General features: G+C 67.4%; 20 protein-coding genes. 11 read left to right on the top strand and 9 right to left on the bottom strand.

Annotated features, from left to right (window positions below; all coding sequences use genetic code 11):
* Positions 1 to 1,002, top strand: a complete 1,002-nt coding sequence (locus K6T50_RS17930) for a hypothetical protein (protein ID WP_222609211.1) — start codon at positions 1 to 3, stop codon at positions 1,000 to 1,002.
* Positions 999 to 3,737: a COG1361 family protein gene (locus tag K6T50_RS17925; RefSeq protein ID WP_222609210.1), complete on the top strand. Its 2,739-nt coding sequence runs from the start codon at positions 999 to 1,001 to the stop codon at positions 3,735 to 3,737. The genes K6T50_RS17930 and K6T50_RS17925 overlap by 4 nt, the downstream gene beginning before the upstream one ends.
* A gap of 237 nt (positions 3,738 to 3,974) precedes the next feature.
* Here K6T50_RS17925 and K6T50_RS17920 read toward each other — a convergent pair whose 3' ends face one another.
* The 5 genes from K6T50_RS17920 to K6T50_RS17900 all read right to left on the bottom strand — a co-directional run bounded on the left by K6T50_RS17920 (position 3,975) and on the right by K6T50_RS17900 (position 11,554).
* Positions 3,975 to 6,989, bottom strand: coding sequence for a hypothetical protein (locus tag K6T50_RS17920; protein ID WP_222609209.1), 3,015 nt, complete (start codon positions 6,987 to 6,989; stop codon positions 3,975 to 3,977).
* Positions 6,990 to 6,991: 2 nt separating this feature from the next.
* Positions 6,992 to 8,638: an ATP-binding protein gene (locus K6T50_RS17915; RefSeq protein WP_222609208.1), complete on the bottom strand. Its 1,647-nt coding sequence runs from the start codon at positions 8,636 to 8,638 to the stop codon at positions 6,992 to 6,994.
* On the bottom strand, positions 8,635 to 9,279 hold the full coding sequence (locus K6T50_RS17910; RefSeq protein ID WP_222609207.1) for a hypothetical protein: 645 nt from the start codon (positions 9,277 to 9,279) through the stop codon (positions 8,635 to 8,637). Before K6T50_RS17910 ends, K6T50_RS17915 begins: the two co-directional genes overlap by 4 nt.
* Positions 9,280 to 9,369: 90 nt before the next feature.
* Positions 9,370 to 10,404, bottom strand: coding sequence for a hypothetical protein (locus K6T50_RS17905; protein ID WP_222609206.1), 1,035 nt, complete (start codon positions 10,402 to 10,404; stop codon positions 9,370 to 9,372).
* A gap of 25 nt (positions 10,405 to 10,429) precedes the next feature.
* Positions 10,430 to 11,554: a hypothetical protein gene (locus tag K6T50_RS17900; RefSeq protein ID WP_222609205.1), complete on the bottom strand. Its 1,125-nt coding sequence runs from the start codon at positions 11,552 to 11,554 to the stop codon at positions 10,430 to 10,432.
* Positions 11,555 to 12,094: 540 nt separating this feature from the next.
* On the opposite strand from K6T50_RS17900, the gene K6T50_RS17895 reads away from it, so the two are divergent.
* Together K6T50_RS17895 and K6T50_RS17890 are read left to right on the top strand one after the other, a co-directional pair.
* On the top strand, positions 12,095 to 12,319 hold the full coding sequence (locus K6T50_RS17895) for a DUF7331 family protein (protein ID WP_222609204.1): 225 nt from the start codon (positions 12,095 to 12,097) through the stop codon (positions 12,317 to 12,319).
* Between the two features lie 2 nt (positions 12,320 to 12,321).
* The gene (locus K6T50_RS17890) at positions 12,322 to 14,079 is read left to right on the top strand and encodes an NAD+ synthase (RefSeq protein ID WP_222609203.1); all 1,758 of its coding nucleotides are present in this window, start codon (positions 12,322 to 12,324) and stop codon (positions 14,077 to 14,079) included.
* Between the two features lie 101 nt (positions 14,080 to 14,180).
* On the opposite strand, the gene K6T50_RS17885 is transcribed toward K6T50_RS17890, so the two are convergent.
* Both K6T50_RS17885 and K6T50_RS17880 read right to left on the bottom strand, forming a co-directional pair.
* Positions 14,181 to 14,699, bottom strand: a complete 519-nt coding sequence (locus K6T50_RS17885; protein ID WP_222609202.1) for a TrmB family transcriptional regulator — start codon at positions 14,697 to 14,699, stop codon at positions 14,181 to 14,183.
* A 263-nt stretch (positions 14,700 to 14,962) separates the two neighbouring features.
* On the bottom strand, positions 14,963 to 17,224 hold the full coding sequence (locus K6T50_RS17880) for an NADP-dependent malic enzyme (RefSeq protein ID WP_222609201.1): 2,262 nt from the start codon (positions 17,222 to 17,224) through the stop codon (positions 14,963 to 14,965).
* A gap of 163 nt (positions 17,225 to 17,387) precedes the next feature.
* On the opposite strand from K6T50_RS17880, the gene K6T50_RS17875 reads away from it, so the two are divergent.
* From K6T50_RS17875 to K6T50_RS17845, 7 genes are all read left to right on the top strand, one after another.
* On the top strand, positions 17,388 to 18,581 hold the full coding sequence (locus tag K6T50_RS17875) for an MFS transporter (RefSeq protein WP_222609200.1): 1,194 nt from the start codon (positions 17,388 to 17,390) through the stop codon (positions 18,579 to 18,581).
* A 115-nt stretch (positions 18,582 to 18,696) separates the two neighbouring features.
* Complete coding sequence (locus tag K6T50_RS17870) at positions 18,697 to 19,137, top strand: universal stress protein (RefSeq protein WP_222609199.1); 441 nt, start codon at positions 18,697 to 18,699, stop codon at positions 19,135 to 19,137.
* 246 nt (positions 19,138 to 19,383) lie between these two features.
* Positions 19,384 to 20,484, top strand: a complete 1,101-nt coding sequence (locus K6T50_RS17865; RefSeq protein ID WP_222609568.1) for a TAXI family TRAP transporter solute-binding subunit — start codon at positions 19,384 to 19,386, stop codon at positions 20,482 to 20,484.
* Between the two features lie 125 nt (positions 20,485 to 20,609).
* A complete protein-coding gene (locus K6T50_RS17860; protein ID WP_222609198.1) occupies positions 20,610 to 22,730 on the top strand; it encodes a TRAP transporter permease in 2,121 nt (706 codons plus the stop codon).
* Between the two features lie 213 nt (positions 22,731 to 22,943).
* Positions 22,944 to 23,699, top strand: a complete 756-nt coding sequence (locus K6T50_RS17855; protein ID WP_222609197.1) for a glucose 1-dehydrogenase — start codon at positions 22,944 to 22,946, stop codon at positions 23,697 to 23,699.
* Positions 23,700 to 23,768: 69 nt separating this feature from the next.
* Positions 23,769 to 24,200 (top strand): CBS domain-containing protein, encoded by a 432-nt coding sequence (locus tag K6T50_RS17850; protein WP_222609196.1) that lies wholly within the window; start codon positions 23,769 to 23,771, stop codon positions 24,198 to 24,200.
* Between the two features lie 24 nt (positions 24,201 to 24,224).
* The gene (locus K6T50_RS17845) at positions 24,225 to 24,506 is read left to right on the top strand and encodes a DUF8053 family protein (protein ID WP_222609195.1); all 282 of its coding nucleotides are present in this window, start codon (positions 24,225 to 24,227) and stop codon (positions 24,504 to 24,506) included.
* A gap of 7 nt (positions 24,507 to 24,513) precedes the next feature.
* On the opposite strand, the gene K6T50_RS17840 is transcribed toward K6T50_RS17845, so the two are convergent.
* Entirely contained in the window at positions 24,514 to 25,125 is a 612-nt protein-coding gene (locus K6T50_RS17840) for a hypothetical protein (RefSeq protein ID WP_222609194.1), read from the bottom strand.
* Between the two features lie 42 nt (positions 25,126 to 25,167).
* The gene (locus K6T50_RS17835) at positions 25,168 to 25,425 is read right to left on the bottom strand and encodes a DUF7386 family protein (RefSeq protein WP_222609193.1); all 258 of its coding nucleotides are present in this window, start codon (positions 25,423 to 25,425) and stop codon (positions 25,168 to 25,170) included.
* Positions 25,426 to 25,609 lie beyond the last annotated feature (184 nt).

The following is a 25,609-nucleotide window of genomic DNA, read 5'->3' as shown; positions in this document are numbered from 1 at the left end:
ATGCTATCCAATCACTCAACCCCACCGATCGCGACGCTTGCCGTGTGTCTCCTGCTCGTCGTCGGCACGGTGCCCGTCGGAGCGGCCCAGACGGACGCCGAGACGGCCGACGAGTTCCTCGCGGAACTGCGGCAGTACGAGGACTCGCCGGCGCTGTCGACGTACAGCGAGTTCGAGGTGATGCGCGGACAGGCGGTCACGGACGTACAGACCGGCGAGTTCACCGAGGCCGACCGCGAACGCATGGCCGCGGTCGTGGCGGTCCTCGACGAGTTCACCGCGGCCTACGGCGCCGCACAGAACGAAAGCAGCTCCGAGAGCCTCGACCGAGCCGACGCCACCGCGGAGGCGATCGATCAGCTCGAGGCGGCCGGCGGCGACAACTACGCGACGTTGGCGCGTCTCGGCCTCGAACGCTTCTACCGCCAGCGCGGCGAGGCGCTGTACGAGCGCTCTCGCGAGGCGACCGACACGTCGGCGGAACTCGTCGCCCTCGAGAGCGCCGCGGCGGCGTTCGAGGCTGCCGGCGCGAGCGACCGGTACTCGACGGTGAGCGCCGAGGCGAGCCGAGTTCGGGCGATCTACGAGTCCGACCGCGAGCGCATGGAGTCGGCGATGAGCGCCGCCGGGACGTTCGTCGACGACTGCGGCGACGCGTGCGGCTCGCCCGTCGCGGCGATAACCGCGCTCGGTCCGGGCGTGTTCGGCACGTACACCGACGCGCGGTCGGCGAACAGCGACGCCGCCGTCGCCGTACAGTTGGCCGAGAAACACGGGCTCGACGCCGAGAGTGAACGCGCGAACACGCTCGCGACCGCCACCAGCGACGCGCTGTTCTCGCTGTCGGTCGCCGCGACGATCCTCGCGCTCGTGTACGCGCTCCTCGTCGGCCTCGTCGCCGCCGCGTTCGGCTGGCGGATCGCGACGTGGGCCGAGGACGTCGACGGCTCGAAGGTGGGACGGATCGTCCCTCGCGACCCCGTGGAGGTGTCGGGTCAATGACCCGGACGACCACCGCAGTGCGACTGTTCGCGATCATTTTCGCCGTCGTCGTCGCGCTCGGCGCGGCGACGCCGGCAGTCGGGGTCTCCACGACCGTCGAGAAGGACGCGGCGCTCACCGACCAGACGGTGACCGACGAGCTGTCGTTCACGTTCACGGCTAACTCGAACGGGACAGTTCAGGCGACCGATGAGATCACCCGGGCGAACGGGAACGTCGTCTTCGAGTTCGACTCGTGGGATCGGATCGACGCAGGTGGCGGTGGCGGAGGGAGTTCCAGTTCCTGGACCGTCGTCGCAGGCGCGGAGTACGAGGTCACCTACGACGTTAGCGTGACTGGAGAGGTCAGCGAACAGACGTACTCCGGGACGGCCCAGATCTCCGGTGCAGCCTCACACTCCGAGAGCCTCGACGTGTCTGTTGACGTGTTGTACCCCGAGTTCGGCTTCCCGGATGCCGGGGATCCGACGCTGGTGTTCGATGATCCCGACAGCCAGTCGCAGTCCAGTACCTTCGACGTGAGCGTCCCGAACACGGGCGAGGGTGCGATGGTCATCTCCGAAGCGACGTTCTCGAACGTCCCCTCGGGCTTCTCCGTCGACACCGAATCGATCCCCGACACGATCGACGCGAACGACGAGGGCGACGTGGAGATACAGGTCACCGCTGACGACGACGTCTCGGCGGGATCGTATAGCTTCACGATGACGCTGGAGGACAACCTCCAGAGTACCCAAAACCGGGATGTGACCGTCTCCGTCGACGTCGCGAAGCCGCCGATCGCCTCCGTGCCGGACGACGAGGTGAACGTCGGCGACGTGCTCGTCGGTTCCTCCAGCACGGCCGACTTCCAGATCGAGGAGATCGCCGGCAACGACGGCATCGACGGGCTTGATGTCGAGATCATCGGCGCGGAGACTGACGGCAGCGTCTCCTTCGACGGGCTCCAGTACGCCACCACGAGCCCGGGCGGCAGCGACACCGTCTCGGTGACGATGAATGCGCGCGACAGCGCGGACCAACACGATGAACTGGAGTGGGACGTGCGCGTGACGCCCGAGGCCCAGGACGCTCCCAGCTACACCTTCACCGTCACCGGTCGGGTGATCTACCCCGCGAACCTCGAGGAGGTCGAGGCGTCCGACACGGACATCCCGTTCGACGAACCCAAGTCCTCGACCTCGACGTTCCAAGCGAGCGAGGAGGTCGGCATCGTCAACTCGGGCGACCTGGAGATGAACGTCGTGAGCGCCGAGGCGGAGATGGTGCAGGGCGGCGAGTACATCACCGCCGACGTCTCGAGCGTCCCGAACACCGTCGAGGGACTCTCGACCGGCTCGGCGACGCTCTCGCTGGCGGCCGACGACGACACGCCTGAGGGGGAATACGACGTCGAGATAACCGTGCAGACGGAGGACGCCGGCACACAGACGATCACGCGGACGGTGACGATCGCACAGGAACCCGAGCTGTCGGTGTCCGAGTCCGTCACGTACGGCGACGTGACGATCACCGAGAACCGCACGCAGACGATCGACGTGGCCGAGCGGCTCGGCTTCGAGTCGATCGAGAACCTGCAAGTCGAGAAGGTCGACGGCCCGGACCGCTGGCTCACTGTGGTCAGCCAGCCCAGCGGCACCGTCGATGCGGGCGAAGTGCGGCCGATGGTCGTCGCGCTGCAGTTCGATACGCAGGCGGAGCTGTACCAGCAGTACCGCTGGCGGTTCCGCATCTCCGGCGACGGCGTCGAGACACAGACGATCACCGTGACCGCGGCGGCGAAGCCGTACAGCTTCGACCGTATCACCGAGCCCCTCGGCGAGTACGACTCCGAGGAACAGTGGAAACGCGACACCGCCGGACCGATGAACGAGATGCTCCTGTCGATGGAGGAGCGCCTCCGTGGCGACGACGAGGTCCCTGGCTCCGACCTCTCGCGGGGGCTGGCGGCGGGACGGGCGACGCTGCTGTTCGTCGACTCGCTCGACGCCGCCCGGGCGGCACAGAGCAACGGGAGCTACGCGCAGGCACAGCGCTCGCTCGCCAGGGCGGCCGTCGCCCGTGACCTGATGCGGCAGTACGCCGACTCGCTCGAACAGCCCGAGCTTCGATCGACCGCACAGAGCGGGGTCGCGGCGGCCGATTCGGCGTTCGAGGCCACCGTCGCCACCCAGCGTGAGCACTACAGCGAGGTCGCCGAGGCTAACGAGACCGCGATCCAGTCCGCGGAGGCACACCGGTCGCTGATGCAACTCGCAGACTACACGGGCGACGAGGAGGCCGAGCAACGACACCAGTCCGAGTACGAGGACGCTTCGGCGCGCTACCAGTCCCTCGTTGACGCCGCCGCCGACGACCGTGCGTCGGCCGACTCCGCGTACGCGGGGTACCGATCGAACGCCACGCTCGTGCTCGCCGGCTACCCGCTCGTGTTCAACCCGGCGCGCGCGGACACCGCGCTCGAACGCATCAACCGAATCAACGGCCGCTACGACGACTCCGTTGAGGGCTTCGAGGCGGCCGGTGCTACCGACGAGGCGAGTACCACGGCCGATCGGGCTGCGACTGTCGAGGGGCGCCTGACGATCAGTCGTTACGGTCTCTTCGGGGCGATCGGGACCTACGCGCTCGTCGTCGTGCTCGTGCTCGTTCGGGTCGCCTTCCGCACGTACGCGTACGTGCAGGACGCCGAGGCGGCTACGACCGGCGAGTTCCTCGCGCGGACGTCCACGTGAGGAGCTCCCGGCTGGCCCGTCACTGGTGACACACGAGCAGGACTCCCGACGGGGCCGTCACTGTTCGTCGGTGAATTTCGTTTCGCTGGGTCCGGTCCGTACGCACTCATAGAGTCGACCAACGGTATCTGGTACAGGAGACGACCACAGGAGCCGCATACAGGAGTCGGATGAAAACTGGCCCGAGCGCGTTGACCGCGGTCGGTTCCGGCTGCTACTCGGTTGCGCCCCCGTGGATTACTCGTACTGCGTCGAGAGTCGGGACGGCAGTCGGGACTCGTCCGTCTCGACGTCGAGGGTCCAGTCGTCGGACGCGACGGCGGCCTCGTCGTCGGCGACCGCCGAGACGGTCGCGCGCGTGGCGGCCTCGCCGGCGGAGATCTCGGCGTCGACGACGACCTCGTCGCCCGATTCGACGCCCTCGAGGTCGACCAGGTACCGGATCGACGACTCCGGGGGGATCGTCTCGCCGTCGTCGCCGTCGGCGTACATCGCCTTCTCGACGTGCGGCCCGTCCGCGTCGATCGAGACGCCGCCGACCGGCCGAGAGCCGTCGTTCGTGACGGAGAGGAACACCGACCCGAAGCCGCGCTCGACGCGCGAGTCTGGCTCCACCTCGACGGTCAGGTCGTCCACGCGGTCGCCATCGCCGCCCACGACCGACTCGTGAACGACGAGAGTGTTCACCTGCTGGACCTCTCCGTTCGTCGATCGGCCGTCGGTCCGGCGGGCACGAACGAACGCCTTCGCAACGTCGTCGCGGAGCGTGTACGGCGTGGCGACCGTGGCATGTGCCGGCGAATCGGGAGTCACCTCCGCGTCGATCTGCTCCGACGGCTCGCCGCCGACGACGGCCTCCTCGACCTCCCACGTTCCCTCGTCGCTCTCGACGGTCACCGAGAGCTCGCCGCCGTCGCCGTCGGCGGACTGCCCCCATGCGATCACCGCGACCAGCCCGCCGTCATCGACCGCGAGTTCGGTCGCGGGAACCGACGTGGTTCGTCCCTCGTGTTCGAGTTCGACTCGCGGGAGCGACAGCGTGGACTCGAGCGGCACGTGGTATCGGGTGCCGACCGCCTGCCCGTTCGCGCGGACCTTCAGTCGCTGGGCGTAGGCACCGTCGTCCGTTCGAAGCTCGAACTCGACGGGTTCGGCCGACTCGTTCGACACCACCAACCGCTCCTCGAACACGACGCCCCGCCTGGGGTCGGCCGACGGGAACTGCCGGTCCATGGAGACGGGGACGGATCCGCCGCCGCGATCCGACCGCGGACCGGCGGCCGTCCCGGTCGACGATCCGGACACGCCCCGATCGGTGCTGCCGCCGCCAGCTCGGTTCGCGACGCCTCCGCCGGTGTCGTCCTGAAGCAGCGAACACCGGTTCAGCGAGAGCCGTTCGGAGACGCGCCCGCCGCTCGTTTCGACCGTCACGGAGCGCTCGCCGGAGGAGGCGACCGGGAGTGCGAGCCGATAGGCGCCGTTCGCTGGGATCGACACCGGCATCGAGAACGAGCCGTTCCCGTCGGGAACGCCGTCGATCGTGACCTCGTCGTCGACGGCGACGGGCGTGTCGTTGTGCAGCGTCACCGAGAGGAAGCCGTCGGACTCGGCTTCGATCTCGATCCCCGTCGGCGTCGCGGGAACGCTCGTCTCGGCCTCCAGGGGGTCGACGCCGTCCGCCCGAACACGAACCGCGCCGCTGGGGAGGTCCTGCTCGAACGGAACTCGCTCGGACTCCCCCGGATCGAGCGTCCCGACCGGCGTTTCGCCGACGGTCACGCCCGTCACGCTCGTTTCCCCGTCGTTCTCCACGTCGATCGCCGCCGACAGCACGCCGTCCTCGACGCCGTGGAGGACCGATTCGACGTGGAGCGCGGTGGTCTCCTCCTGGACCTCGAGGGTCTTCTCGGTCGACGCCTCGCCGACGGCGGCGGCGACCGTCACCTCGTCGGCCGACAGCGCCTGCAGCGAGACGCGCCGACGCTGGGTCGCGCCGGCGTCGATCGTGGCGGACACGGTCGAGGAGGCGACGTCGGCGCCCTCGGCCTCGACGCTCGCGTCGACCTCGACGGCGCGGTCGCCCTCGTTCGTGAACGCGAGCACGACGGTCGGGTCGGCTGGCCGAAGCGACTCCGACTCGACGCGGACGCCGACCGACTCGTCGGCCCGTCCGACCGCCGCGTACACCGTCGCAGTCCCGCTTCCGACCGTACACACGAGGTCCAGCGACGGGGTCGCCGCGATCGGCGTGCCGCTGACCCCGTCCATCGGGTGACGGTTACCGTCGGCGTCGACCGCGAAGTCGCTGCCGGCGACGCGGGCCGCCAGCCCGGCGACGCCGGCGTCCGCCAGCCAGGAGACGTCGCCGTCGATCCCCCACAGTTGCTCGTCACCCTCGTAGCCGACGAGTTGGCCGTCCTTCAGGGAGACAACCGCACGCCCGGGAAGCAGCCCGACGTCCGTGACTGCGCCCGACAGCGTCTGCTCGTCGAGCTGATCGCCCGAGGAATCGAGCACCGTCAGGAACGACCACGAGGCGACCGCGAGCCTGCCGTCCGCGGCCGCGACCGCCGGCGACTCGGCGACCTCGGCATGTGGTTGGTCGAACCGGCCCGCCTCGATGCCGGTCCGGCCTTCGATGACGACGAACTCGCCGTCGCCGGTTCTGACGTACACCCGATCGGCATCGGGGTCGGCGTCGACCGACCGGCCGTCCGCGATGTCGACGCCCCACACTCGGCTCCCCGCGTGCGAGAACGCCTCGAGTTCCGTGTCGCCGAGTGCGTACACCCTGTCCGCGACGGCGACGTCGACCACGTCGTCCCTGCGGGCGACCCGGCGACGGTCGCCCGACGTGATGAGCGAGATCCGGCCGTCGGCGGTCGCGACCGCGATGGCGCCGGAGCCGGCGTCGGCGGCCGCGACCTCCGGCATGTCGAAGGCGTCCACCTGCACGTACCGTTCGGGGACCTCAGCCTCGTCGGCATCCGGGCCGAACTCGTCGTCGGCGTCGTCCGACGCGTCATCGGAGTCAGGCGGTGTCGTCGTTTCCGTCGCTTCCGCCGGGTCGGCCGGTTCCGCCGTCGTCGCTTCGCTCGCTGTTTCCGCCGTTGCCGCCGCTTCCGACTCGTCGACGGCTGCCTCGTTCGTCGGCTCGTCCCGGCCGTCGTCCGGTCGGTCGCCCCACTCGTCGGAGTCAGGGTCCGCCGAGGCGTCGTCCCACTCCTCCGGGTTCGAGCCGGCGTCGTCCACGGCTACTCGGCCCCCGTGTCCTCACCCGGCTCGTCCGGGCCGTCGTCCGCGGGGGCTCCGCCGTCGGGCGTCGCGGCCGCGTTCGCGTCCGCGCTCGCGGCGTTCTCCTCACGGATTTGCTTGGCCTGCTCCTCGAGGTAGCGCTTCATTTCCGGGTACCCCTCAAGTTCCGAGGCCTGCTTCATCGTCGATGAGACGTACTGGCGAACCGTCTTGGGCTCCGACTCCTCCAGCTTCTCCAGGAGGTACTGCTTGTCGGGTGTGATCGCGTCGCCGTCGATGACGCTCTCGATGAGTTCGCGCTGCAGCTCCGAGCCGAGCACGCGGTCGGCGATTTCGGCGGGAGTGTACCCGACCGACGCCTCCCCCAGCTCCTCGAGCGCCTCCTCGTCGAGGTCCTCGCCGATGCGTCCCAGCGACGTGCGCCACACCTCCGACATCACGTCGGCGTCGGGTTGCGGGATGAACTGCTGGATCGGGAACCGTCGGGTCGCCGCCGGGTCGATGCTGAAGGGCATGTTCGTCGCGCCGATCACCAGCAGGTTGTCCTCCACGTCGTTCATCTCCTGGAGGAACGCGTTCGTCAGCGCGCGCTCGTGGCGCTGGAGGTTGTCGTCCGACCGGTCGGGGATGAGCGTCTCCACCTCGTCGAAGAAGAGGACGGCGAACCCGTCGCCGGCGGCTTCGTGGGCCTGCTCGAAGGCCGCGCGGACGTTCTTCTCGGACTCGCCGGAGTACTTCGAGACCACGTCGCTGCCGCGAACCTCGAGGAAGACGACCTCGCCGTAGCTGTCCTCGATGTCGGTGTTGTGCTTCGCCTCGTAGGCGATCGCCTCCGAGACGAGCGTCTTCCCGCAGCCGGGCGGCCCGTACAGCATCATGCCGCCGCCGCGGTCGGCGAACTCCTCGCCGTAACGCTCGACGACCTCGTCGCGCACGTCCGGCTCGAACAGCGACAGCATCATCTCCGCCGTCTGCTTCACCTCCTCCAGTCCCGCGACGTCCTCCTCGAAGCTCGTCGTCGGGTTCTTCGGGGTGATGTCGATGTTGGCCTCCTCCTCGTCGGCCTGCCCGCCGGCACCGCCTCTACCGCCGCCGGCCGACCCGTCGCCCCCTCCGCTCGCGCCGACGTCTGCTCCGGCCGGCGGGCCCGTGCTCGCGGGCGGTTCGTCGAGGAACTCGAATTCGGTGTCGTCGTCGACCCGGAGGGTCGTCCCCCGCGGCTCCAGTTCGTCGACGACGAACTCGACACGCTCGCCGCCGATGTCGGCCACCTCGTGGATGGGATGCAATAGGAACTGACGCTCGGCGAGCGCCGAGGCCAGCGCCTCCTCGTTGACCCCTTCGGCGTAGATGCTCGCGCGCTTGCAGGTCCGGACCGACCCGAGCGACACGTCGGTGTCGACGTAGAAGTCGTTCGTTCGGTTGATGCCGCCGAACAGCGTCGCGACGTTGCTGTTCAGGTAGACCTTGTTCTTGATCGTGCTCGCGAAGCCGTCGTCCTCGGTGTCGACGCGAAAGAACGCCTCCCGGCCCGCGTGCCGGACGCGGGCGATCTCGGCGCTCGGCCCCACTTTGCTCTCTCCCACGGTGACGTGGGACGTCGGCTGCTCCTCCTTCGTGATCGGCGTGAGATTGACACTCGTCATGTGACTGGGTTGTAGGCGTTCATCGTTCGGGTCACGTATTCGCGAACCCGCCTGTCCTCGGCGTCGACCAACCCGTCCGGCGGGTTGACCCACAGCGTCCGCGTGGCAACGTTTCGAACCGTCGTCCCGGTGTCACGAAGCGCGCCCGCGACGTCGTACAGCGCGGCCGCGGAGTCGTCGCGGTCGTACAGTTCCATCCGGCCGGCGCCGCGCTCGACCATGCCGGCGGCGCGGTCGAGTCGGTCGGCAACGACCGGAACCAGCACGAACCAGTTCGCGACCGGCGCGCCGGCAGTCGCGAGCGGGACCGTCGGCGACCCGGACTCGACGACCGTGATCCGATCCGCGTCGCGGGCCGTCTCGACGGCGTCCGTCGGCGGTTCCTCGCCGTCGATGGCCGCCGTGATCACTCGCTCGACCGCCTCCGCGATCCGCCCGTCGTCAGTCGTCGCCGGGACCGGGAGGGGGTATGCATCGGCCAGCACCGTCCCGATCCCGCGCAGCGACGCGTCGAACGACGCGATCGCCGCCCAGACCCGCCGTGGCTCGGGCGGCTCCGTCCACGAGAGGATCCGGTCGCACGTGTGCTCGACGGCGGCGACGCGGTCGACCCACGGGTCGACGGTGGACGGGCGGGACACGCGGTTACCTCCGACCCCCCGAAATCTCTCCGGACGGCGGTCGCGACTCGACGCCGTCGTCGACGCTCGAACTGGTCCCGAACCACATCCTCACGATTCCGTGATCGGTCCCGTCTCGGTTTCTTCTTGGGCGATCGCCTGGGAGGATTCGTTTAGCTCGGCCATCTCCTCGGAGTTGCCGCGGAGGCCGTCGAGGACGCTCTGTGCGTCCTCCTCCTCCATCCGCTGTTGCTTGGGGACGACGTTGCCCATCGCCGACAGCACGTTCGTGAACTGCTCGGAGGCGGCGACCGCCTCCGTCGGCCACAGCTGTTGGGTCCGGATGCGGTCGCGCAGGCGCTCTTGCTCGATCGAGAACTGGTCTTTGGTCGATTCGAGCTGGTTGATGATCTCCCCGAGGTCCATCTGATCGGGGTTCGGGTTCGGGATCGTCTCTCCTTGCTTCTCCTCCTGCTCGACGAGGTTGTCGTAGTGGTAGTACTGCTCGCGGGCGTGATCGAACTTCCGGCGTTCCTCCTCGTCGAGGTCGTCGATATCGCGGTCGCCGGCGATCGAGAGCATCTCCTGTTTGTACTCCTCGCGCTTCTCGCGGAGGTTCTGGAGGTGCTCGGTCACGTCGGTCGTCTCTTCGGCGCGCGAGGTGAGCCGCTCTTGGGCCTCTTCGACCCGGCTGACCGCCGTCTCGATTCGCTCGGTGAGCGTGTCGAACGCCGCCGCCCAGTTGCTGTACATCTTCACCGCGCGGTCCATCTCGTCCTCGTCGTAGGTGTGAGGCGGCCGCAGCACGGTCACTGTCGACTGCTCGATCGTGACGATGTCGTTGTGGCCGAGGTAGTCGATGATGGCGCGCGCGGAGTCCTCGCTGCGGGCGTGTTCGCTCTCCGCGAGCGTTTGTGCGGCGTCCTCGACGTCGATCACCGCGTTGCCGTCCTGGTCGATGGAGAGCTCCTCGCCGCCGAGGACTTCCTCCATGAGGTGTGCGAGCAGTTCCTCCCAGTTCCCGCTGTCCTCGTCGGACCACTCGGCGAAGCCGTGCTCGAACCGCACCGCCGAATCGGTCTGGCTCTTCGGTCGTGCGACGACCGTTCCGGACTCCTTGTCTTCCTCGAAGCTCGTGTATCGCATTGTAATTGGTGGGGGTATGGGGGGATCAGAATCGCTCGTCGATCAGCGCTTCGCCGCGTTCGCGGACCTTCGTTCGTGCGTACGCGTTGCCGGCGTCGCTCGTCGTGAGGTGAAGGTCCTCGATCTCCTCACGGAGTTCCTGCTTGAGGTTGTCGGCGGTCGTCGCCGTCAGGTCCTGCAGCAGGGGTCGGGTGAGGTCCTCGGCTCGCCCCTCGACCATCCGGTCGAACGGTTCGACGGCCACGGCGAGGCTGCGCGCATCGAGCACCTCGACGTGCGGATCCCCGTCCTCGTCGTCGTACTGCTCCCGGACGGCCTCGATGACGTCCCGTTTGCCGATGTCTGCGCCGCTGGATCTGACATGCGCGAGCACGTTCGACCGGACCTCGATCTCCGATTCTATCAGCGAGTCGTACTCGCCGGTCGGCATCACGTTGCCGGCGTCCTCGAACGCCCGGCTCACGTCGTCGCCGAGGTCGTCGGCGAGTTTCTCGGCGAACTCGTCCAGCGCGCTCCGGACGAGGTACTCGCCGTCCATGTCGATGATGAGCCCCTCACCCTGGAGATAGCCGATCACGTCCGAGGTTGCGGCCACCGAGATGGCTTCCTCCAACTGGCCGTGCGAGAGTTTGCCGTGGGTCGCCCGCCGCTTGAGCTTCCCCTTGAGGTCGTCTTCGCCCGTCTCCTCCTTCAGGCGTGAACCGACGGAGTAGTAGTCCCGGCTCCCCGCGGCGATACGCATCACGAGGTTCTGTCGCCGTAGTTGCTTGGCGAAGAAGTCCGCGTCCTCGTGGGCCAGGTCGAACGCCTTCCGGAGGTCCTCCGTCGTGACGACCATCTGGTCACGGAAAACGCCCTTGAGGCGCTCGGTGATCCCCGTCCGGGTGCCGCTGCCGAACGGGTCCCAGTAGAACACCCCCGACCGGATCCGTTCGAGGCTGTAGTTCTCGTCCTCCGCCAGATCGCGAAGGGACTCCTTCACGTCTGACGTCGACAGCTTCGGCGCCTTCAATCGGCCTTTCTCCCGACTCTGGTACTGGTCCTTCAGGTCGTCGCGGACGCGGTCGACGTACAGGAATCCATAGTTGGACTGTGAGATGTCCTGTGAGATATCTTCCAGAACGTCGCGATCGACGGGACGAAGCGGCATTGACAGATATACCAGACTCATGGGTACTAAGTGTTATCCTGCTAGTATCATGCGCCGGAACGGGCCCTCCCGAACTGGACGAATCCGCCGTACGTAAGGGGGTACGATCCGGCTACCCCGAGCGGACCGCAAACGGCACCGGCGACGTACGATCCTCTCGCCGGGACGAGTCCCACGCGAGAACTGCGGCGACCGGTCCGGACCGGATGTACACGTGCGTCGCTTTCTCTTTGGATCGGAACATATACACTGACAAATCTAGTGACTGTCCACACACTGTCGACTTCGTGTTCTAGTACACTAGCTGAAATCGTGGGATATTATTCTACTGTCCGAAAATACTTTTACGATCGATATCGGTGTTCTCACTACGATGAGTGGACGCACCTCCAGACTAAATCCCAAATCCTGCAACAACCAATTAGCTGTATCGGAAAATCTCCGTGGAGTGTACAGATCTAATGTGACAGCGCCGCAGAACGGTTCCGACAGCCACGTTCGTCCGGTCCGCACTGTGACGGCGACCGTGGGAGGATCGTCATGACCACGGACCCGCGCGCCGAGGGCGACGCGCCGACGGATCCGTCCGTGACACACAGATACGGACGCCTCTCGCTCGGCGACGGCGGCGTGATCGTGTACGATCGCGACCGGGTGAACGCGTGGATCCAGTCGAGCGTCGCGTACGACCTCCCAGCGCCAGCGCCGGCGACGGACGCGACAGCCCTCGACCTCGGGGGCGAAGACGGGCCGGGAGGTGACTGACCGTGGCGGCCGGATGCTCCGAGACGGCCGGACCGACCGACGGAAGCCCAAGGACCGGCGACCCCGCGCTGCTTCGCTCCCGGTCGACGAAGCTGATCCGGGAGACGGCCGAAGCGGTCGACGCGTCGCACGGCGTCGTCTGTCTCTCCGGCGGCGTCGACTCGGCCACCACGGCCGCGCTCGCGGTCGATGCGCTCGGCGCCGACGCGGTGACGGCGCTGATCATGCCGACGGACACAACGGACGAGCGACACGTTCGCGACGCCAGGTCGTACGCCGACTCGCTCGGCGTGGATCACGCGACCGTGCCGCTCGAGCCCGCCCTCGACGTGTTCAAGCGATACGTCGCCCCCCGGATCGCGGCTGATGGCGACGCCGTCGCCGCCGGGAACCTCTCGGCACGCCTCCGGATGGCGTGTGCCCACCTCGTCGCCGACGCGTCCGACGGCGTCGTCGTCGGGACGAGCAACCGGACCGAGCGGCTGCTCGGCTATTTCACCAAGTACGGAGACGGCGCCGCAGACCTGCACCCCCTCGGCGAGTACGACAAGACGGCGGTGCGGGCGCTCGCGACACACCTCGACGTGCCGCCGGAGATCGTCTCCCGGCCGCCGACGGCAGGCTTCTGGCGAGGACAGACCGACGAGTCAGAGCTCGGCGCCTCCTATGCGACGCTCGATACCGTCCTGGGAGCGCTCGTCGACACGTCGCCGCACGACCCCGCGACGGCGATCGACGAGTCGACGGGCGTCGACGGCGATACCGTCAACCGGATCGTCGACCGGGTCGAACGAAACGCCCACAAGCGGTCGCGGCCGCCGGCGCCGTCCCGGACCGTCCCGGACGCGGCGACCGAACCGGACGCCGACTCGGACGCGGATCGCGCGGTCCACGGCGGCTCCCGTCTGGCGGCCTCGATCGTCGAGCGTGCCAGCGAACTCGTTCGGTCCCGCGTCGAGGCCGCCGACGCCGAGGGCGTCGTCGTCGATCTGGGGACAGGCCGGGAATCGAGCGTCGCCGCCGCGATCGCCGTCGAGGCGCTCGGGGCCGACCGGGTCCGCGGGCTCCACCTCCCGTGTCACAAGGCGGCCGGACGCGATGCCCCGTCCCCCGAGTCGATCGCCGACGACCTCGGGATCTCCGACGACCGGGTGACGATCAGGCCGCTCGTCACGGAACTCGAGTCGGCGCTTCCGTCGCGAGTCACCGAGCACGCGGGTGCGACCGACCTCGGCGAGTTCGTCTCACGGGTCCGGACGGCCTGCCGGTACTACGTCGCCAACGTGGACGACCGGCTCGTCGTGGGTACGACCAACCGGACCGACACCCTCCTCGGGCGGACGACGCGGTACGGCGACGCGGCCGCGGACCTCCGGCCGGTGGGCGCCACGTACGCGAGCGAGCTGGACGCGGTCGGGCGCCAGCTCGGGTGCTCGTTCGCGTACGCGGACCGGCGTGACCGCTGTCGGTCGGACGCGGTCCGTCCGGACGACACTCGAGAGACTATCGGCGGTGCGTCCCCCGAACTGGTCGATGCGATCCTCGTCCGCCTCGTCGACCGCGACCTCGGGATCGAGCGGACCGCCGACGCGGTCGACGCTGACCGGGAACTCGTCCGGCGGTGTGCCGCCACGCACGTCGCGTCCGAGCGGACGCGGTCGCGACCGCCGACGACGGGCGGTCGAACTGACCCCCGCGACGTTCGATGCTACTTTCACGAACTCGAGTTGGCGTTCGACTCGTCGACTGCGGACCCGTGAACCGCCTCGGGGTCAAGCCCCGAGGCACTCGGCCTGCCCCGCCTGTAGAATCGGGGGGTCCGACTCGCGGCGCGGACGCGCTCCTCAGCGCGCGGCCGCCCTTATGGCTCCAGCGGCGCTTCCATCCGCTTCACGTCCAGATGGAGAACGTTGCGTCCCTCGTCGGTCGCCTCGACCTGTCCCGTGATCACGAGCCCCGAGTTCGGCGTCGGCCCGACGATCACCGGGTCGCCGACGCTGAACCGCGTGACGGACTCCCGGAACGTCACGGTCGCGCGGCACTTCTCCGGGTGGTGGACGTTGGTGAAGTCGATCGACTCGACGGCCACGTCGACCCGGTCGTAGTCGTGGGCAAGGCCCAGGGTCTCGCCCTCGCCGCCGTCGACCGGATCGCGGTCCAGCGCCTCGAAGGCGGCGTCGGTCGGCACGTACCCGCCCTCCGATCCCGGGACGCCCTCGACCAACCCGAGCGACTTCATCATCTGCATCAGGTTCCGGATCGTCCCCACGTGCCGGTCGCACACCTCGGCGATCTCGGTGGCCGGCATCGGGGACTCCGTCTCCTCGTACCCGTTGACGAGGGTGTTCAGGATCTCCCGCTGGCTGCTGGTCAGGTCCATCTGCGTCTATCTCACTCTCACCGCCGTCGTTCAAATACGTTTGGTTCGTCCCGTTTGCGACGACGACCTCGGGCGTTCATCCGAACACGCACTCGATTCCGGAAAGAACGACGCCATATTTGAACTGAGGGTGCATGAACGTCGATATCGGTCGGGCAGGACCGTCCGGCGTGTCCGTCAGGGTCGACCCGTCCGAATCGACACCGGGCGTCAGTCGCGACGGGCGAACGGTCGCTGAAGGCCCGTCACCAGTCGGTCGCTCGTCAGTCGTCGCCGGCGGTCGCGACCGCGAGGCCGGCGAGGTTGACGATATCTGCGACATCGTCGCCCCGTTGGAGGACGTGCACGGGCTCGGCCATCCCGACGAGCATCGGGCCGACGACGGCGGCGCCGCCGAGGCGGTGGAGCAGTTTGTAGGCGACGTTGCCCGCCTCCAGGTTCGGGAACACGAGCACGTTCGCGGGCGCGTCGAGCTCGGCGAACTCGTAGTCCTCCGAGAGCAGGTCGTCGACGACGGCGGTGTCGGCCTGCATCTCGCCGTCGACGGGAAAGTCGACCGCGGGGTCCTCGCGTAGGCGTCGGGCGGCCGCACGTGGCTTTCGGGTCCCCTCGTTGTCGACGGAGCCGAAGTCCGAGTACGACAGCAGCGCCGCGCGGGGGTCGACGTTGAACCTGCGAGCCAGCTCGGCGGTGTGTCTCGTCACCTCCGCGAGCACGTCGGCGTCCGGGTCCTGGTTCACCGTCGCGTCCGCACAGAAGACGACGCGGTCGTCGAACGCGAGCATGTAGACGCCGGCGGCGTAGTCGGCGTCGTCAGCGGTGCCGACGATCTGTAGCGGCCGCCGCAGCGCGCTCGGGTAGTGGTGGGTACGGCCGGTAAGCATCGCGTCGGCGTCGCCGGCGGCGACGAGCACGCTCGCGAGCGCGTCGTTCTCGTACAGCAGGTCCCGCGCCTCGCTGCGGGTGAGGCCCTTGCGCTTGCGGCGCTCGTACACCAACTCCGCATATGGGTCGAGATCGACTTCCGCCGGGTCGACGATCTCCGGGCTGAAGTCGAATCCGAGTTCGTCGAGCGTCCCCTCGACAGTGTTGCGATCGCCGACAAGCAGCGGTTCGGCGATGCCGCGGTCGACGAGCTGGTAGGCGGCGCGGACGACCGTCTGGTCGCTTCCCTCCGCCAGCACCAACCGTTTGGGGTCGCGCTTCGCCTCCGTCAACACGGCGCGCATCGCCTCCCGGCTGCCGCCGAGGCGGTCCTCAAGCTCGCGGACATACGCCTCGCGGTCGAGGTCGCGTCGGGCGACGCCCTCGTCGACGGCGGCCTCCGCGACCGCGGGGGCGACCTCGAACAGCACGCGCTCGTCGAGCGGCTTCGGGATAACGTACTCGGGGCCGAACTCCAGCGGCTGGTCGCCGTAGGCCCGCCTGACGCCGTCTGGAACGTCCTCGCGAGCCAGCTCCGCGAGCGCCTCCGCGGCGGCGACCTTCATCCCCTCGGTGATGTTGCGCGCGCGAGCGTCGAGTGCCCCGCGGAACACGAACGGGAAACACAGCACGTTGTTCACCTGGTTCGGATAGTCCGACCGGCCGGTCGCGACGATGACGGTGTCGTCGCGAGCCGCCTTCGCGTCGTCGTAGGCGATCTCGGGGTCGGGGTTCGCCATCGCGAAGATGGCCGGGTCGTCGGCCATCGAGCGGACCATCTCCGGACTGACGATCCCGCCGACCGACAGCCCGACGAACACGTCGGCGCCGTCGATCGCGTCCGCGAGGTCGGTGCCGCCGACCGCGTCGGCGTCGGTCGCGAACTGTGTGACGTGGTCGTGTGGGTCGCCCTCGGCGGCGCGTTCGGGGGTGATCACGCCGTCGATGTCGCACATCGTGATCTGTTCGGCCGGAACCCCCAGCGACGTGTAGAACTTCGCGGTCGCGGTGGCGGCCGCCCCCGCGCCGGAGAAGACGACCTCCAGATCGGCGAGGTCCTTCTCGACGATGTCAGCAGCGTTGAGCAGCGCCGCGCCGGTGATGATCGCGGTGCCGTGCTGGTCGTCGTGAAACACCGGGACGTCCATCCGATCGCGCAGGCGCGATTCGGCCTCGAAGCACGCCGGCGCGGCGATGTCCTCGAGGTTGACGCCGCCGAAGGTCGGCTCCATCGCGGCGACGCGGTCGACGAACGAGTCGAGCGAGTCGGTGTCGAGTTCTAAGTCGAACACGTCGATGTCGGCGAAGCGCTTGAACAGGACGCCCTTTCCCTCCATCACGGGCTTGGAGGCGAGCGGGCCGATGTCGCCGAGGCCGAGCACGGCCGAGCCGTCGGAGACGACGCCGACCAGGTTCCCCTTCGCGGTGTACTCGTATCCCCGGTCAGTCTCGTCGGCGATGTCGAGACACGGCGCCGCCACGCCGGGAGAGTACGCCAGCGAGAGGTCGCGTTGCGTGTTCGTCGGCTTCGTCGTCGACACCTCGAGTTTCCCCGGGGGATCGCGACGGTGGTACTCGCGCGCGTCGTCGTCCAGTCCCATGGGTCACGACTCGATGGGTCACCCGAGTCTCTTTCGCTCCGACACTCCGACGCCGCGGCGACGGATCGAGCGATCGGCGAACCGGTCGATCAGTGAACTGGGCGATCGCCGAACCGGCCGCTACCCGAGGGCTTTAGCCGGCCGACCGAGCACCGTCTGGCGAATGGGACTCTATCGGATCGTCTCGCTGATTCTCTCCTGGCAGGTCGCCGCGAGCGTCTGTTACTACGCGATCTTCGCCGCCACGCCGTTCTTCCGCGCGGAGTTCGACCTCTCAGGCGCCGCGGTCGGGCTCGTGGTCACGTCGCTGACGCTCGGGTACGCGGTGTTCCTGCTTCCGCTCGGGGCGCTCACCGACCGCTTTGGGGAACGACGCATGCTCACCGTCGGCCTGATCGGCGTCTCGACGGGCGCGTTCCTCGTCACGCAGGCGTGGTCGTTCCCGGCGTTGCTCGCGAGCGCGTTCCTCCTCGGATCGCTGTACGGGACCGCGATGCCGGGGACGAACAAGGCCGTCTTCGACAACACGCCGCCCGGACGACAGAACGTCGTCATGGGCGTGAAACAGGTCGGCGTCACCGCCGGCAGCGGCGCGAGCGCGCTGCTCGTGACCGGCATCGCGGGCGTCCTCTACTGGGAAGCGGGCTTCTACGTCGCCGCCGGGACGGGTGCGGTCGTCGCGGTCCTGTTCTGGCTCGTCTACCGCGGCACCGAGCCCGGCGGCGAGGCGAGCTACCCGGACTTCCGAAAGCTCGGCGCGAACCCTCCGTACCGGGCGTTGACCGCCGCCGGGTTCTGTCTCGGCGCGGCGCTGTTCACGACGACCGGATACACCGTGATCCACGTCACCGACTCCGTCGGGGCGTCCATCGCGTTCGGCGGGGTCGTGCTGGCGGCGGTCCAGGTCTCGGGGAGCGTCGGACGCGTCCTCACCGGGTGGCTCAGTGACGCCCTGCCCGGCGACCCGACGCGCCGGATCGGCGGGATCCTCCTCGCACAGGCGATCGCGAGCGCGGTCTCGCTCGTGGCGGTTGCGGTCGTCGCCGGCCGGACACCCACCACGGTCGCGTTCGTCGCGCTCGGGTTCTTCCTGCTGGGGTTCACCGGCGTGTACTACTCCTGTATGGCGACGGTCGTCTCAGCCGAGGAGATGGGCGGCGCCACCGGCGGAGGCCAGCTCGCGCTCACCAGCGGGGCGTTGTTCGCCCCGCCGGCGTTCGGCTACCTCGCGGACACGTACGGCTACCGCGCGGGGTGGCTCATGCTTGCGGCCGTCGTCACGGTTGGTGCAGTGTTCGTCGTCAGGGTGATCGTCGCGGAGCCGCCGGCCGACACCGTGGCCGCGGCGGCCGACTGACGCTGTCTTCGACTCGAAGCCACGACTGGTCGGGTGGCGTCGGGACGCCGTCGCCGACGAACCACCGTCGCCGGCGACGAAATTATATACCGGACGCCGCGCAACTGCCGCTCGCATGTACCACGTTCTGCTCGCGGTCGACGACGACGAGGACCGAACGGCCGACCAGATCGAGACGCTCCGGTCGCTCCCGGGACGCGATGACCTTCGAGTGACGGTCGTCCACGTCCACGAGACCGTCGACGCGCCTGCCGACGAGGCCGGCCGGTCGGTGATCGAGTCGATCAACGACGAGATCGGCGAGCTGCAGGGGCTTCCCGAGACCGTCACGACGGTACGGGACGCGGTCGACGACCTCGGCGTTCCCGTCGAGGTGACCGAACGGACCGGCGATGCCGCCGAGGAGGTCCTCGCGGAGGCCGAGGAACGGGACGCCGACGCCATCCTCCTGGCCGCCCGCAAGCGGAGTCCTGCGGGGAAGGCACTGTTCGGGAGCGTCACACAGCGTATCATCATCGACGGCGAGCGTCCGGTGATCGTCGCAGGCGACCGCTAACGAAGCCCGGTTCGATTCCTCGGATCCTCTCCCTGTATTTATTGAACACTGCAAGACTGTAGGGGTGAGAGGTCGCCAACTGAAAAAAGACATGATCGATTAGTATGTACCGTTCCGATCATGTGTTTCAATATCTATCATCATCGTATGCCTATATTTGACAACCCTGCCCTAACCACCATGGTTAACAATGCTGTACGTTAAGAGATAGCCATGTCTGGTGACGACATAAACAGGCGTGACGTGCTGGCAGGCGCAGGAACAATGGGCGTAATCACGCTCGCCGGGTGTACCGGCGGCGGAAACGGCGGTGACGGCGGCGATGGTGGCGACGGCGGAAACGGCGGCGGCGATGGCGGCGGTGACGGTGGGTCCGGCGGCGACGGCGGGTCCGAGAGCTACCAGCTGACGATCGCGGGGACCTCCACCGGGAGTTCGACCCAGCAGGCCGGACAGGCGCTGGCACGCGCGGCGAGCCAGCACAGCGACATCCTGGACATCTCCGTTCAGGTGACCGACGGCTGGACGGCGAACCTCTACGAGTACGACAGCGACAACATCAACTCGATGGGTGTCGACAACAACTCCCTCTCGAAGGCGCTGAACGAGGAGGGGCCGTTCGCGGACGCGCCCGTCGACAGCCTCCCGCACCAGGGATACGTGTTCACGAACCTGGAGATCTACTGGGTCGCGACCGAGGAGTCGGGGATCACCTCGACGGCCGACCTCGCGGAGGGCGGGTACACGATCTATCCGATCCAGCCCGGCTTCGGGACGCGGCTGCTGACCGAGGAAGTCATCCGCGAGGCCGGCTTGTGGGAGCCGAACGACATCCTCAACGTCGGCACCAGCGACATCGCCGGCGCCGTCGAGGAGGGTCGCGTTGACGCGATGTGTATCTACGGCGCCAACGGCGTCGCCCTCTCCAGCTGGGTGCAGGAGGTCGACGTGCGCTCGGGCGGCGGGCTGAACGTCATCGAGGTCGACGACAACTTCACGTCGGCGATCGACAACGTCGGCGGCGCGATCAAGAAGGAGGGCCTCGAGCCGTACGGGTGGGAGCAGGACGTTACCGGCATCGCCGACACCACCACGGCGTGGGTCCTCGCAGGCCAGTGGGCGTTCGGTCCGGACGTGCCCGCGGGCGCGACCGAGGAGGTCGCGCGTCTCGCCAGCGAACACTGGGAGGCCATCCGCGAGGCCGACCCGACCACGCTCGACCACTCCGACCCCGAGACGATGACGACCGCCGTCCTCGAGGACCTCCCGGTTCACGCCGGTGTCGCTGACTTCTTCCAGGCGAACGACGTCTGGGACGACAGCTGGACCGACGGCGAGAACGAATAGAACCAACTATCGCCCCCGATCGGGCGACAATTTATAGGTACGATCATCACGATCATACGATTCAATGTGTGCAACTATCCAACAGCGGGTGGCAGATGGACTCCGGGTATCGAGCGTGATAACTCATGAGTGACGCGGAAGCGGGCGCGAGGGCGGGAACAGGCGACGTGAGCTTCGACCGTGCACAGCCGTGGGACGCCGAGCTGGTCTCGCTGCGGAACGTGCTCATCGCCCTGTCCGTGGTGTTCTGGGCGGGTGTGATGCTGTACACCCGGTTCTACCCGATGCCACGCGCGCAGTTCGGCGTCGCCTTCCTCGGCGGCATCCTGATCCTGTACATCGTCACCGAGCTGATGGCGTTGTCCGACGGGGACGGCAACGGACACCTCCTCGCCGACCTCAAGAGCGCCTACGGTCCCGGTAACAGGGTCGACGCGGCGTTACTGTCGCTGTCGGCGATCGACGTGATCGCGACCACGGTCTACATGTCCGTGAACTTCCAGGCGTTGTACGTCGAACGCGCCGGACGCGCGCTGCCGCACGAGTACGTGATGGCGGCCGTCTTCTCGGTCGTGATGGTGTACCTGACGTGGCGGTCCTTCGGCGGCACGTTCGTCGCCGTCGTACTGCTCGGGTTCGGCTACGGCTACTTCGGGATGTACGCGCCGGGACCGCTCCAGCACGGCGGGCTCGGCGTCGAGCGCATCCTCCGGACGGTCGTCGTCAGCATCGACGGCTTCTTCGGCTTCCTGACGCAGCTGGTCGCCGCGTGGATCGCGCTGTTCCTACTGTATGCTGGCTTCCTGAAGGCGTACGGCGCCTTCGACCTGATCATGCGGCTGGCGTTTCGCTCGGCGAAGTACATCGACTCGGGCATCGCCCAGACGGCGGTGCTCTCCAGTGCGGTGATCGGCTCGGTGAACGGGAGTCAGACCGCGAACGCGGGCATGACCGGCTCGTTCACCATTCCGCTGATGAAGCGCAACGGCGTCAAGCCCGAGACCGCGGGCGCCATCGAGGCGGTCGCCTCCACGGCGGGGCAGGTGCTCCCGCCGGTCATGGGCGCGGGTGCGTTCATCATGGCGTCGCTCATCACCGGCGTCACCTACGTCGACGTGATCATCGCGGGGATCATCCCCGCGGTTATCCTGTCGCTGACAATCTTCGTGGCGGTCCACTACGTCGCGGCCCCACAGCTCGACGACACCGACCCATCGACGCTCCTGAACGACAAGATGCCGCGCTCGGAGTTCGCCTCCGAGAGCCTGAAGTACGGCATCCCGCTGGCGGTGCTCATCTACAAGCTCGGCGTCGAGCAGGTGACCGTCGGCACCGCGGCGCTGTGGACGACCGGCGCGATGCTGCTCACCGGCATGCTGTTCCCGGTGATCCACTCGGCCGTCGGCGACGCCGACGAGACGGTGGTCGAGTCGCTCAAGCGGACGAGCTGGGAGACGCTCGACGGCGCCCGCGAGGGGGTTGTCGTGCTCGCCCCGGTGACGATCATCCTCGCGGCCATCAACGGCGTCGTCGACATCCTCACCGCGACGGGTGTGCCGACGGCCATCTCGCTGACGCTGCTCGACCTGTCTGGCGGCGTCCTGCTGATCGCGGCCATCCTCTCGATGATCATCTGCATCATCCTCGGGCTGGGGATGCCGACGACGGCGTCGTACACCATCGTCGCGCTGCTGGTGGCCCCGACGCTCATCAGCCAGTTCTTCCTCCCCGAGTTCGCGGGACACTTCTTCGTGTTCTACGCGGCCATCCTCGCGGGGCTGACGCCGCCCATCGCGACGTGCGTGGCGGTCGCCTGCGGGATCGCGGGCGCGAACTTCTGGCGGAGCTGCTGGGAGGCGATCAAGCTCTCGGCGCCGCTGTTCATCCTCCCGTTCACGTTCGTCTACCACCCCGAGGTCGTCTCGGCGGAGTTCAACCAGCTGTCGCTGACCTCCGGCGGGTTCGCGCTGTTCGGCGCGATCGCGATGATCCACGGGATCAACTACCGGTTCGTCTTCGGCGACGTGGTGACGATCACCTCGCGCATCTCGTTCTTCGTCGCCGGCGTGCTCGCGATGGTGTACCCCTCGCGGGTCGTCCAGACCGCCGCGGTGCTGTTGGTGATCGCGATGTACGTGCTGCAGTCGTTCGCCGGTCGTCCCGACCCGGTCGGCGTCCTCACGCGTACCCTCGGCCTATCCAGCGGTGGCGGCGTTCCGGGGACCGAGCAGCCCGAGCGCGAGTAGGGTCGCTCGGCAGCCGCCGTTTTCCGGCCTGGCTCTTCTTTGACAGCTGACGGAACTGACGCCCTCGGGAAGCGCGCGACCGACAGCTCGCCACAGCACGGTCGCCATTGGTACACGACTGTAACGGTTCAGACAGGCGTGAAGCCGTCTCCCGGGAGATTCCTCGCCGGTGACTATTTGTCGTCTGAATACGTTGACACGTTCTGATATCTCATGAACGGAATCGAGGGCGGTGTCGCGATCGTCACCGGGGGAGCAGCGGGCATCGGACGAGCAACGGCCGAGCGGTTCGCCGCGGAGGGTGCGAGCGTGGTCGTCGCGGACATCGACGCGGACGACCTCGCGGAGACGGTCGACCTGATCGAAGCGGACGGCGGCGAGGCGACCGCGGTCGAGACGGACGTGAGCGACGCCGACGACGTGGCGTCGCTTGTCGAGAAGACGATCGACACCTACGGCGTCCCGGACTTCGCACTCAACAACGCCGGGATCGAGGGGAGCAGCGCGCCGATTGCCGACCAGTCGCTCGAGGACTGGAAGCGGGTGATCGACGTGAATCAGACCGGCGTGTGGAACTGTCTGACCGAGGAGCTCGCCGTGATGGCCGACAACGGCGGCGGCGCGGTCGTCAATATGTCCTCCATCGCCGGGCTCAGCGCCGCAGGCGGCGCCCCGTACGTCGCGAGCAAGCACGGGGTCGTCGGGCTCACCCGTGCCGCGGCGGCCCAGTACGGCCCCGCCGGCGTCCGCGTGAACGCGGTCTGTCCGGGCGTCATCGACACGGAGATGATCGACCGCGCGAGCGACGAGATGGGCGAGGAGACCATCGACCAGATCGTGCAGGCGAAGCCTCTGCGTCGGATGGGCGAACCTGAGGAGGTCGCCAGCGCGGTCGTCTGGCTCTGTTCGGACGAGTCGTCGTTCGTGACAGGGCACCCGCTCGTCATCGACGGTGGGTACATGGCCTGAAGACGGCTCACAGGGGAGTTTTGCGAGACCGAGCGACACAACTGAGTACCCCCGCTGCGACGGCCGACCATGCTCGTCCGCGATCTCATGACGCGGGAGGTCGTCACCTGCGACGCCGGCGTGACCGTTCAGGACGCCGCGGAGGTGATGCTCGACGCCGATATCGGGAGCGTACTGATCACCAAGGGCGGAACGCCGATGGCGATCCTCACGGAGACGGATATCGTCCATGCCGGCGCGGTCACCGGGCGAGGGTTCGACGACATCCCCGTCGACAAAGCCGCGAGCCACCCGTTGCGAACGGTCGCCCCTGACGCGACTGTCAGGGCGGCGGTCACGCGGATGAACGACCGCGGGGTCAAGAAGCTCCCCGTGGTCGAGGACGCCGAACTCGTGGGGATCGTGACCCACGGTGACATCGTCGCCCACTACAGCGACTTCGTCCGGGAGGCCCAGCAACTCGACGCGAGCGCGAGCGAGTGGGAGTCGGATCGAGGCTGAGGGTGGTTTCGGTCGCGCCCGGATATGCCCCACAGACGGCTACGGACGATCGGGACCGACTTCGTCGGGATCGTGCTGGAGCGGTCTGGTTTTCTGGAGCCCGACGGGTTCCTCGACGAGGACGGAGAACTCACCGAGAACACTACCGCGTTCACCGAGCGGCTGAGGGAACGGACGTACCTGGTCCGTGTCCCCGAGAACGACCAAGTTCCGGCGTTGCACGAGTGTGCGCCGATCTGGCGGGTCGCCGGACAGATTTTCCTTGAGAACGACGGCGCCGCGGGCGGTGTCTCGCGGGCGGATTGATCACGGACTAATTCCTCTCAGTGTCCACATCTGAGACATCCATTTTAGCGGAGAACGGAACCTTGGATCGTCCCTTATTATCCTCGACTTCAGCCTCAAAATAGAATGTAGCTGTTTCTGCGTTTGTGGCTAATTCAGCGAAATCCCCATTCTCGTTGACTTTTGGACCAAGTTTGATATGAGTGATATCCCGCCCCTCAAGAGTTCGCTCTTCTCGCGTGTGGGGATTCTCAGTATCTATTCGTTCGGACTCTCCCCCTTTGTAGATATCAAGATAGACATCGTGTAGTGTTTCTTCACCGTCAGCAATCCGTTCGCCTGTATTGAACTCAACACACTGAAGCGATACATCCCAAATGATACCCGGCCACCAACCTCGGTTAACTGCGATATAGTGAACATAGTTTGACCAAAGTATCGGTGAATTGTTCTTATGGCGGCTCCAGTTCCGTTCTCTGGGATCCTTGATCTGTTTGAATTTGAGCCTTGATTTGCCACCATACCAGAATCTGTATAAAATCGCGATTGGGGCGGCGAGTGTCAATCCACGGATAGTGATATTAAATAGAAACTCCAGATTTGAAAGAAGCCATTCGACTGTCTCCGGAGACAATGACATATTCCGGCTGTGTGTGGGTAGATGGTAAAATAGTTATTACCTCTAGCGGCTTTCAATACTTGTCCGATAATACAACCCAAGAACGTCGGTGTTCGCGATATCTTGAATCGTCCGCGGGTCGTAGTCCTCCCTCGCGTCCTCGACGTTCCGCGCCGACTGGACGAGGTGGGTAAGCGCCGCGTCGATCACGTCGGACCGGGGCGGATCGTCGACATCGCCGGCCGCGACGATCCCGGCCGCTTGGTCCAGTAGTCGTTTCCGTTCGTCCGACAGCCGCAGGGTCGTTCGTTCGGTCCCCATATCCGGCGGCTGACCTTCTCCCTTTATGATCGTATGTAAGAGCGGAGTCCGGATCGCGTCGATCTGGAGTCACCGGTTCGGTCGCTACGGCCGGATCAGCTGTTTTCGTCGATCCAGTAACATCATTCCTCGAAGTCGTCGGCGATGCTCTGGAGTGTCCCGATCTTCACTCGGTCTCCGCGGG

It is taken from the genome of Halobaculum magnesiiphilum (genome assembly GCF_019823105.1).
In the GTDB taxonomy this organism is placed as follows: Archaea; Halobacteriota; Halobacteria; order Halobacteriales; family Haloferacaceae; genus Halobaculum; species Halobaculum magnesiiphilum.
The sequence above is the reverse complement of the archived record's forward strand: the minus strand, read 5'-3'. Positions and strand labels throughout refer to the sequence as shown.

What these genes read in the sequence shown, in the direction of transcription:
- K6T50_RS17925 (WP_222609210.1), top strand. Translation starts at nt 999, where the DNA reads ATGACCCGGACGACCACCGCAGTGCGACTGTTCGCGATCATTTTCGCC.
- K6T50_RS17835 (WP_222609193.1), bottom strand. Translation starts at nt 25,425, where the DNA reads ATGGGGACCGAACGAACGACCCTGCGGCTGTCGGACGAACGGAAACGA.
- K6T50_RS17915 (WP_222609208.1), bottom strand. Translation starts at nt 8,638, where the DNA reads ATGACGAGTGTCAATCTCACGCCGATCACGAAGGAGGAGCAGCCGACG.
- K6T50_RS17885 (WP_222609202.1), bottom strand. Translation starts at nt 14,699, where the DNA reads ATGGACCTGACCAGCAGCCAGCGGGAGATCCTGAACACCCTCGTCAAC.
- K6T50_RS17850 (WP_222609196.1), top strand. Translation starts at nt 23,769, where the DNA reads ATGCTCGTCCGCGATCTCATGACGCGGGAGGTCGTCACCTGCGACGCC.
- K6T50_RS17870 (WP_222609199.1), top strand. Translation starts at nt 18,697, where the DNA reads ATGTACCACGTTCTGCTCGCGGTCGACGACGACGAGGACCGAACGGCC.
- K6T50_RS17905 (WP_222609206.1), bottom strand. Translation starts at nt 10,404, where the DNA reads ATGCGATACACGAGCTTCGAGGAAGACAAGGAGTCCGGAACGGTCGTC.
- K6T50_RS17840 (WP_222609194.1), bottom strand. Translation starts at nt 25,125, where the DNA reads ATGTCATTGTCTCCGGAGACAGTCGAATGGCTTCTTTCAAATCTGGAG.
- K6T50_RS17860 (WP_222609198.1), top strand. Translation starts at nt 20,610, where the DNA reads ATGAGTGACGCGGAAGCGGGCGCGAGGGCGGGAACAGGCGACGTGAGC.
- K6T50_RS17855 (WP_222609197.1), top strand. Translation starts at nt 22,944, where the DNA reads ATGAACGGAATCGAGGGCGGTGTCGCGATCGTCACCGGGGGAGCAGCG.
- K6T50_RS17845 (WP_222609195.1), top strand. Translation starts at nt 24,225, where the DNA reads ATGCCCCACAGACGGCTACGGACGATCGGGACCGACTTCGTCGGGATC.
- K6T50_RS17875 (WP_222609200.1), top strand. Translation starts at nt 17,388, where the DNA reads ATGGGACTCTATCGGATCGTCTCGCTGATTCTCTCCTGGCAGGTCGCC.
- K6T50_RS17900 (WP_222609205.1), bottom strand. Translation starts at nt 11,554, where the DNA reads ATGCCGCTTCGTCCCGTCGATCGCGACGTTCTGGAAGATATCTCACAG.
- K6T50_RS17895 (WP_222609204.1), top strand. Translation starts at nt 12,095, where the DNA reads ATGACCACGGACCCGCGCGCCGAGGGCGACGCGCCGACGGATCCGTCC.
- K6T50_RS17880 (WP_222609201.1), bottom strand. Translation starts at nt 17,224, where the DNA reads ATGGGACTGGACGACGACGCGCGCGAGTACCACCGTCGCGATCCCCCG.
- K6T50_RS17930 (WP_222609211.1), top strand. Translation starts at nt 1, where the DNA reads ATGCTATCCAATCACTCAACCCCACCGATCGCGACGCTTGCCGTGTGT.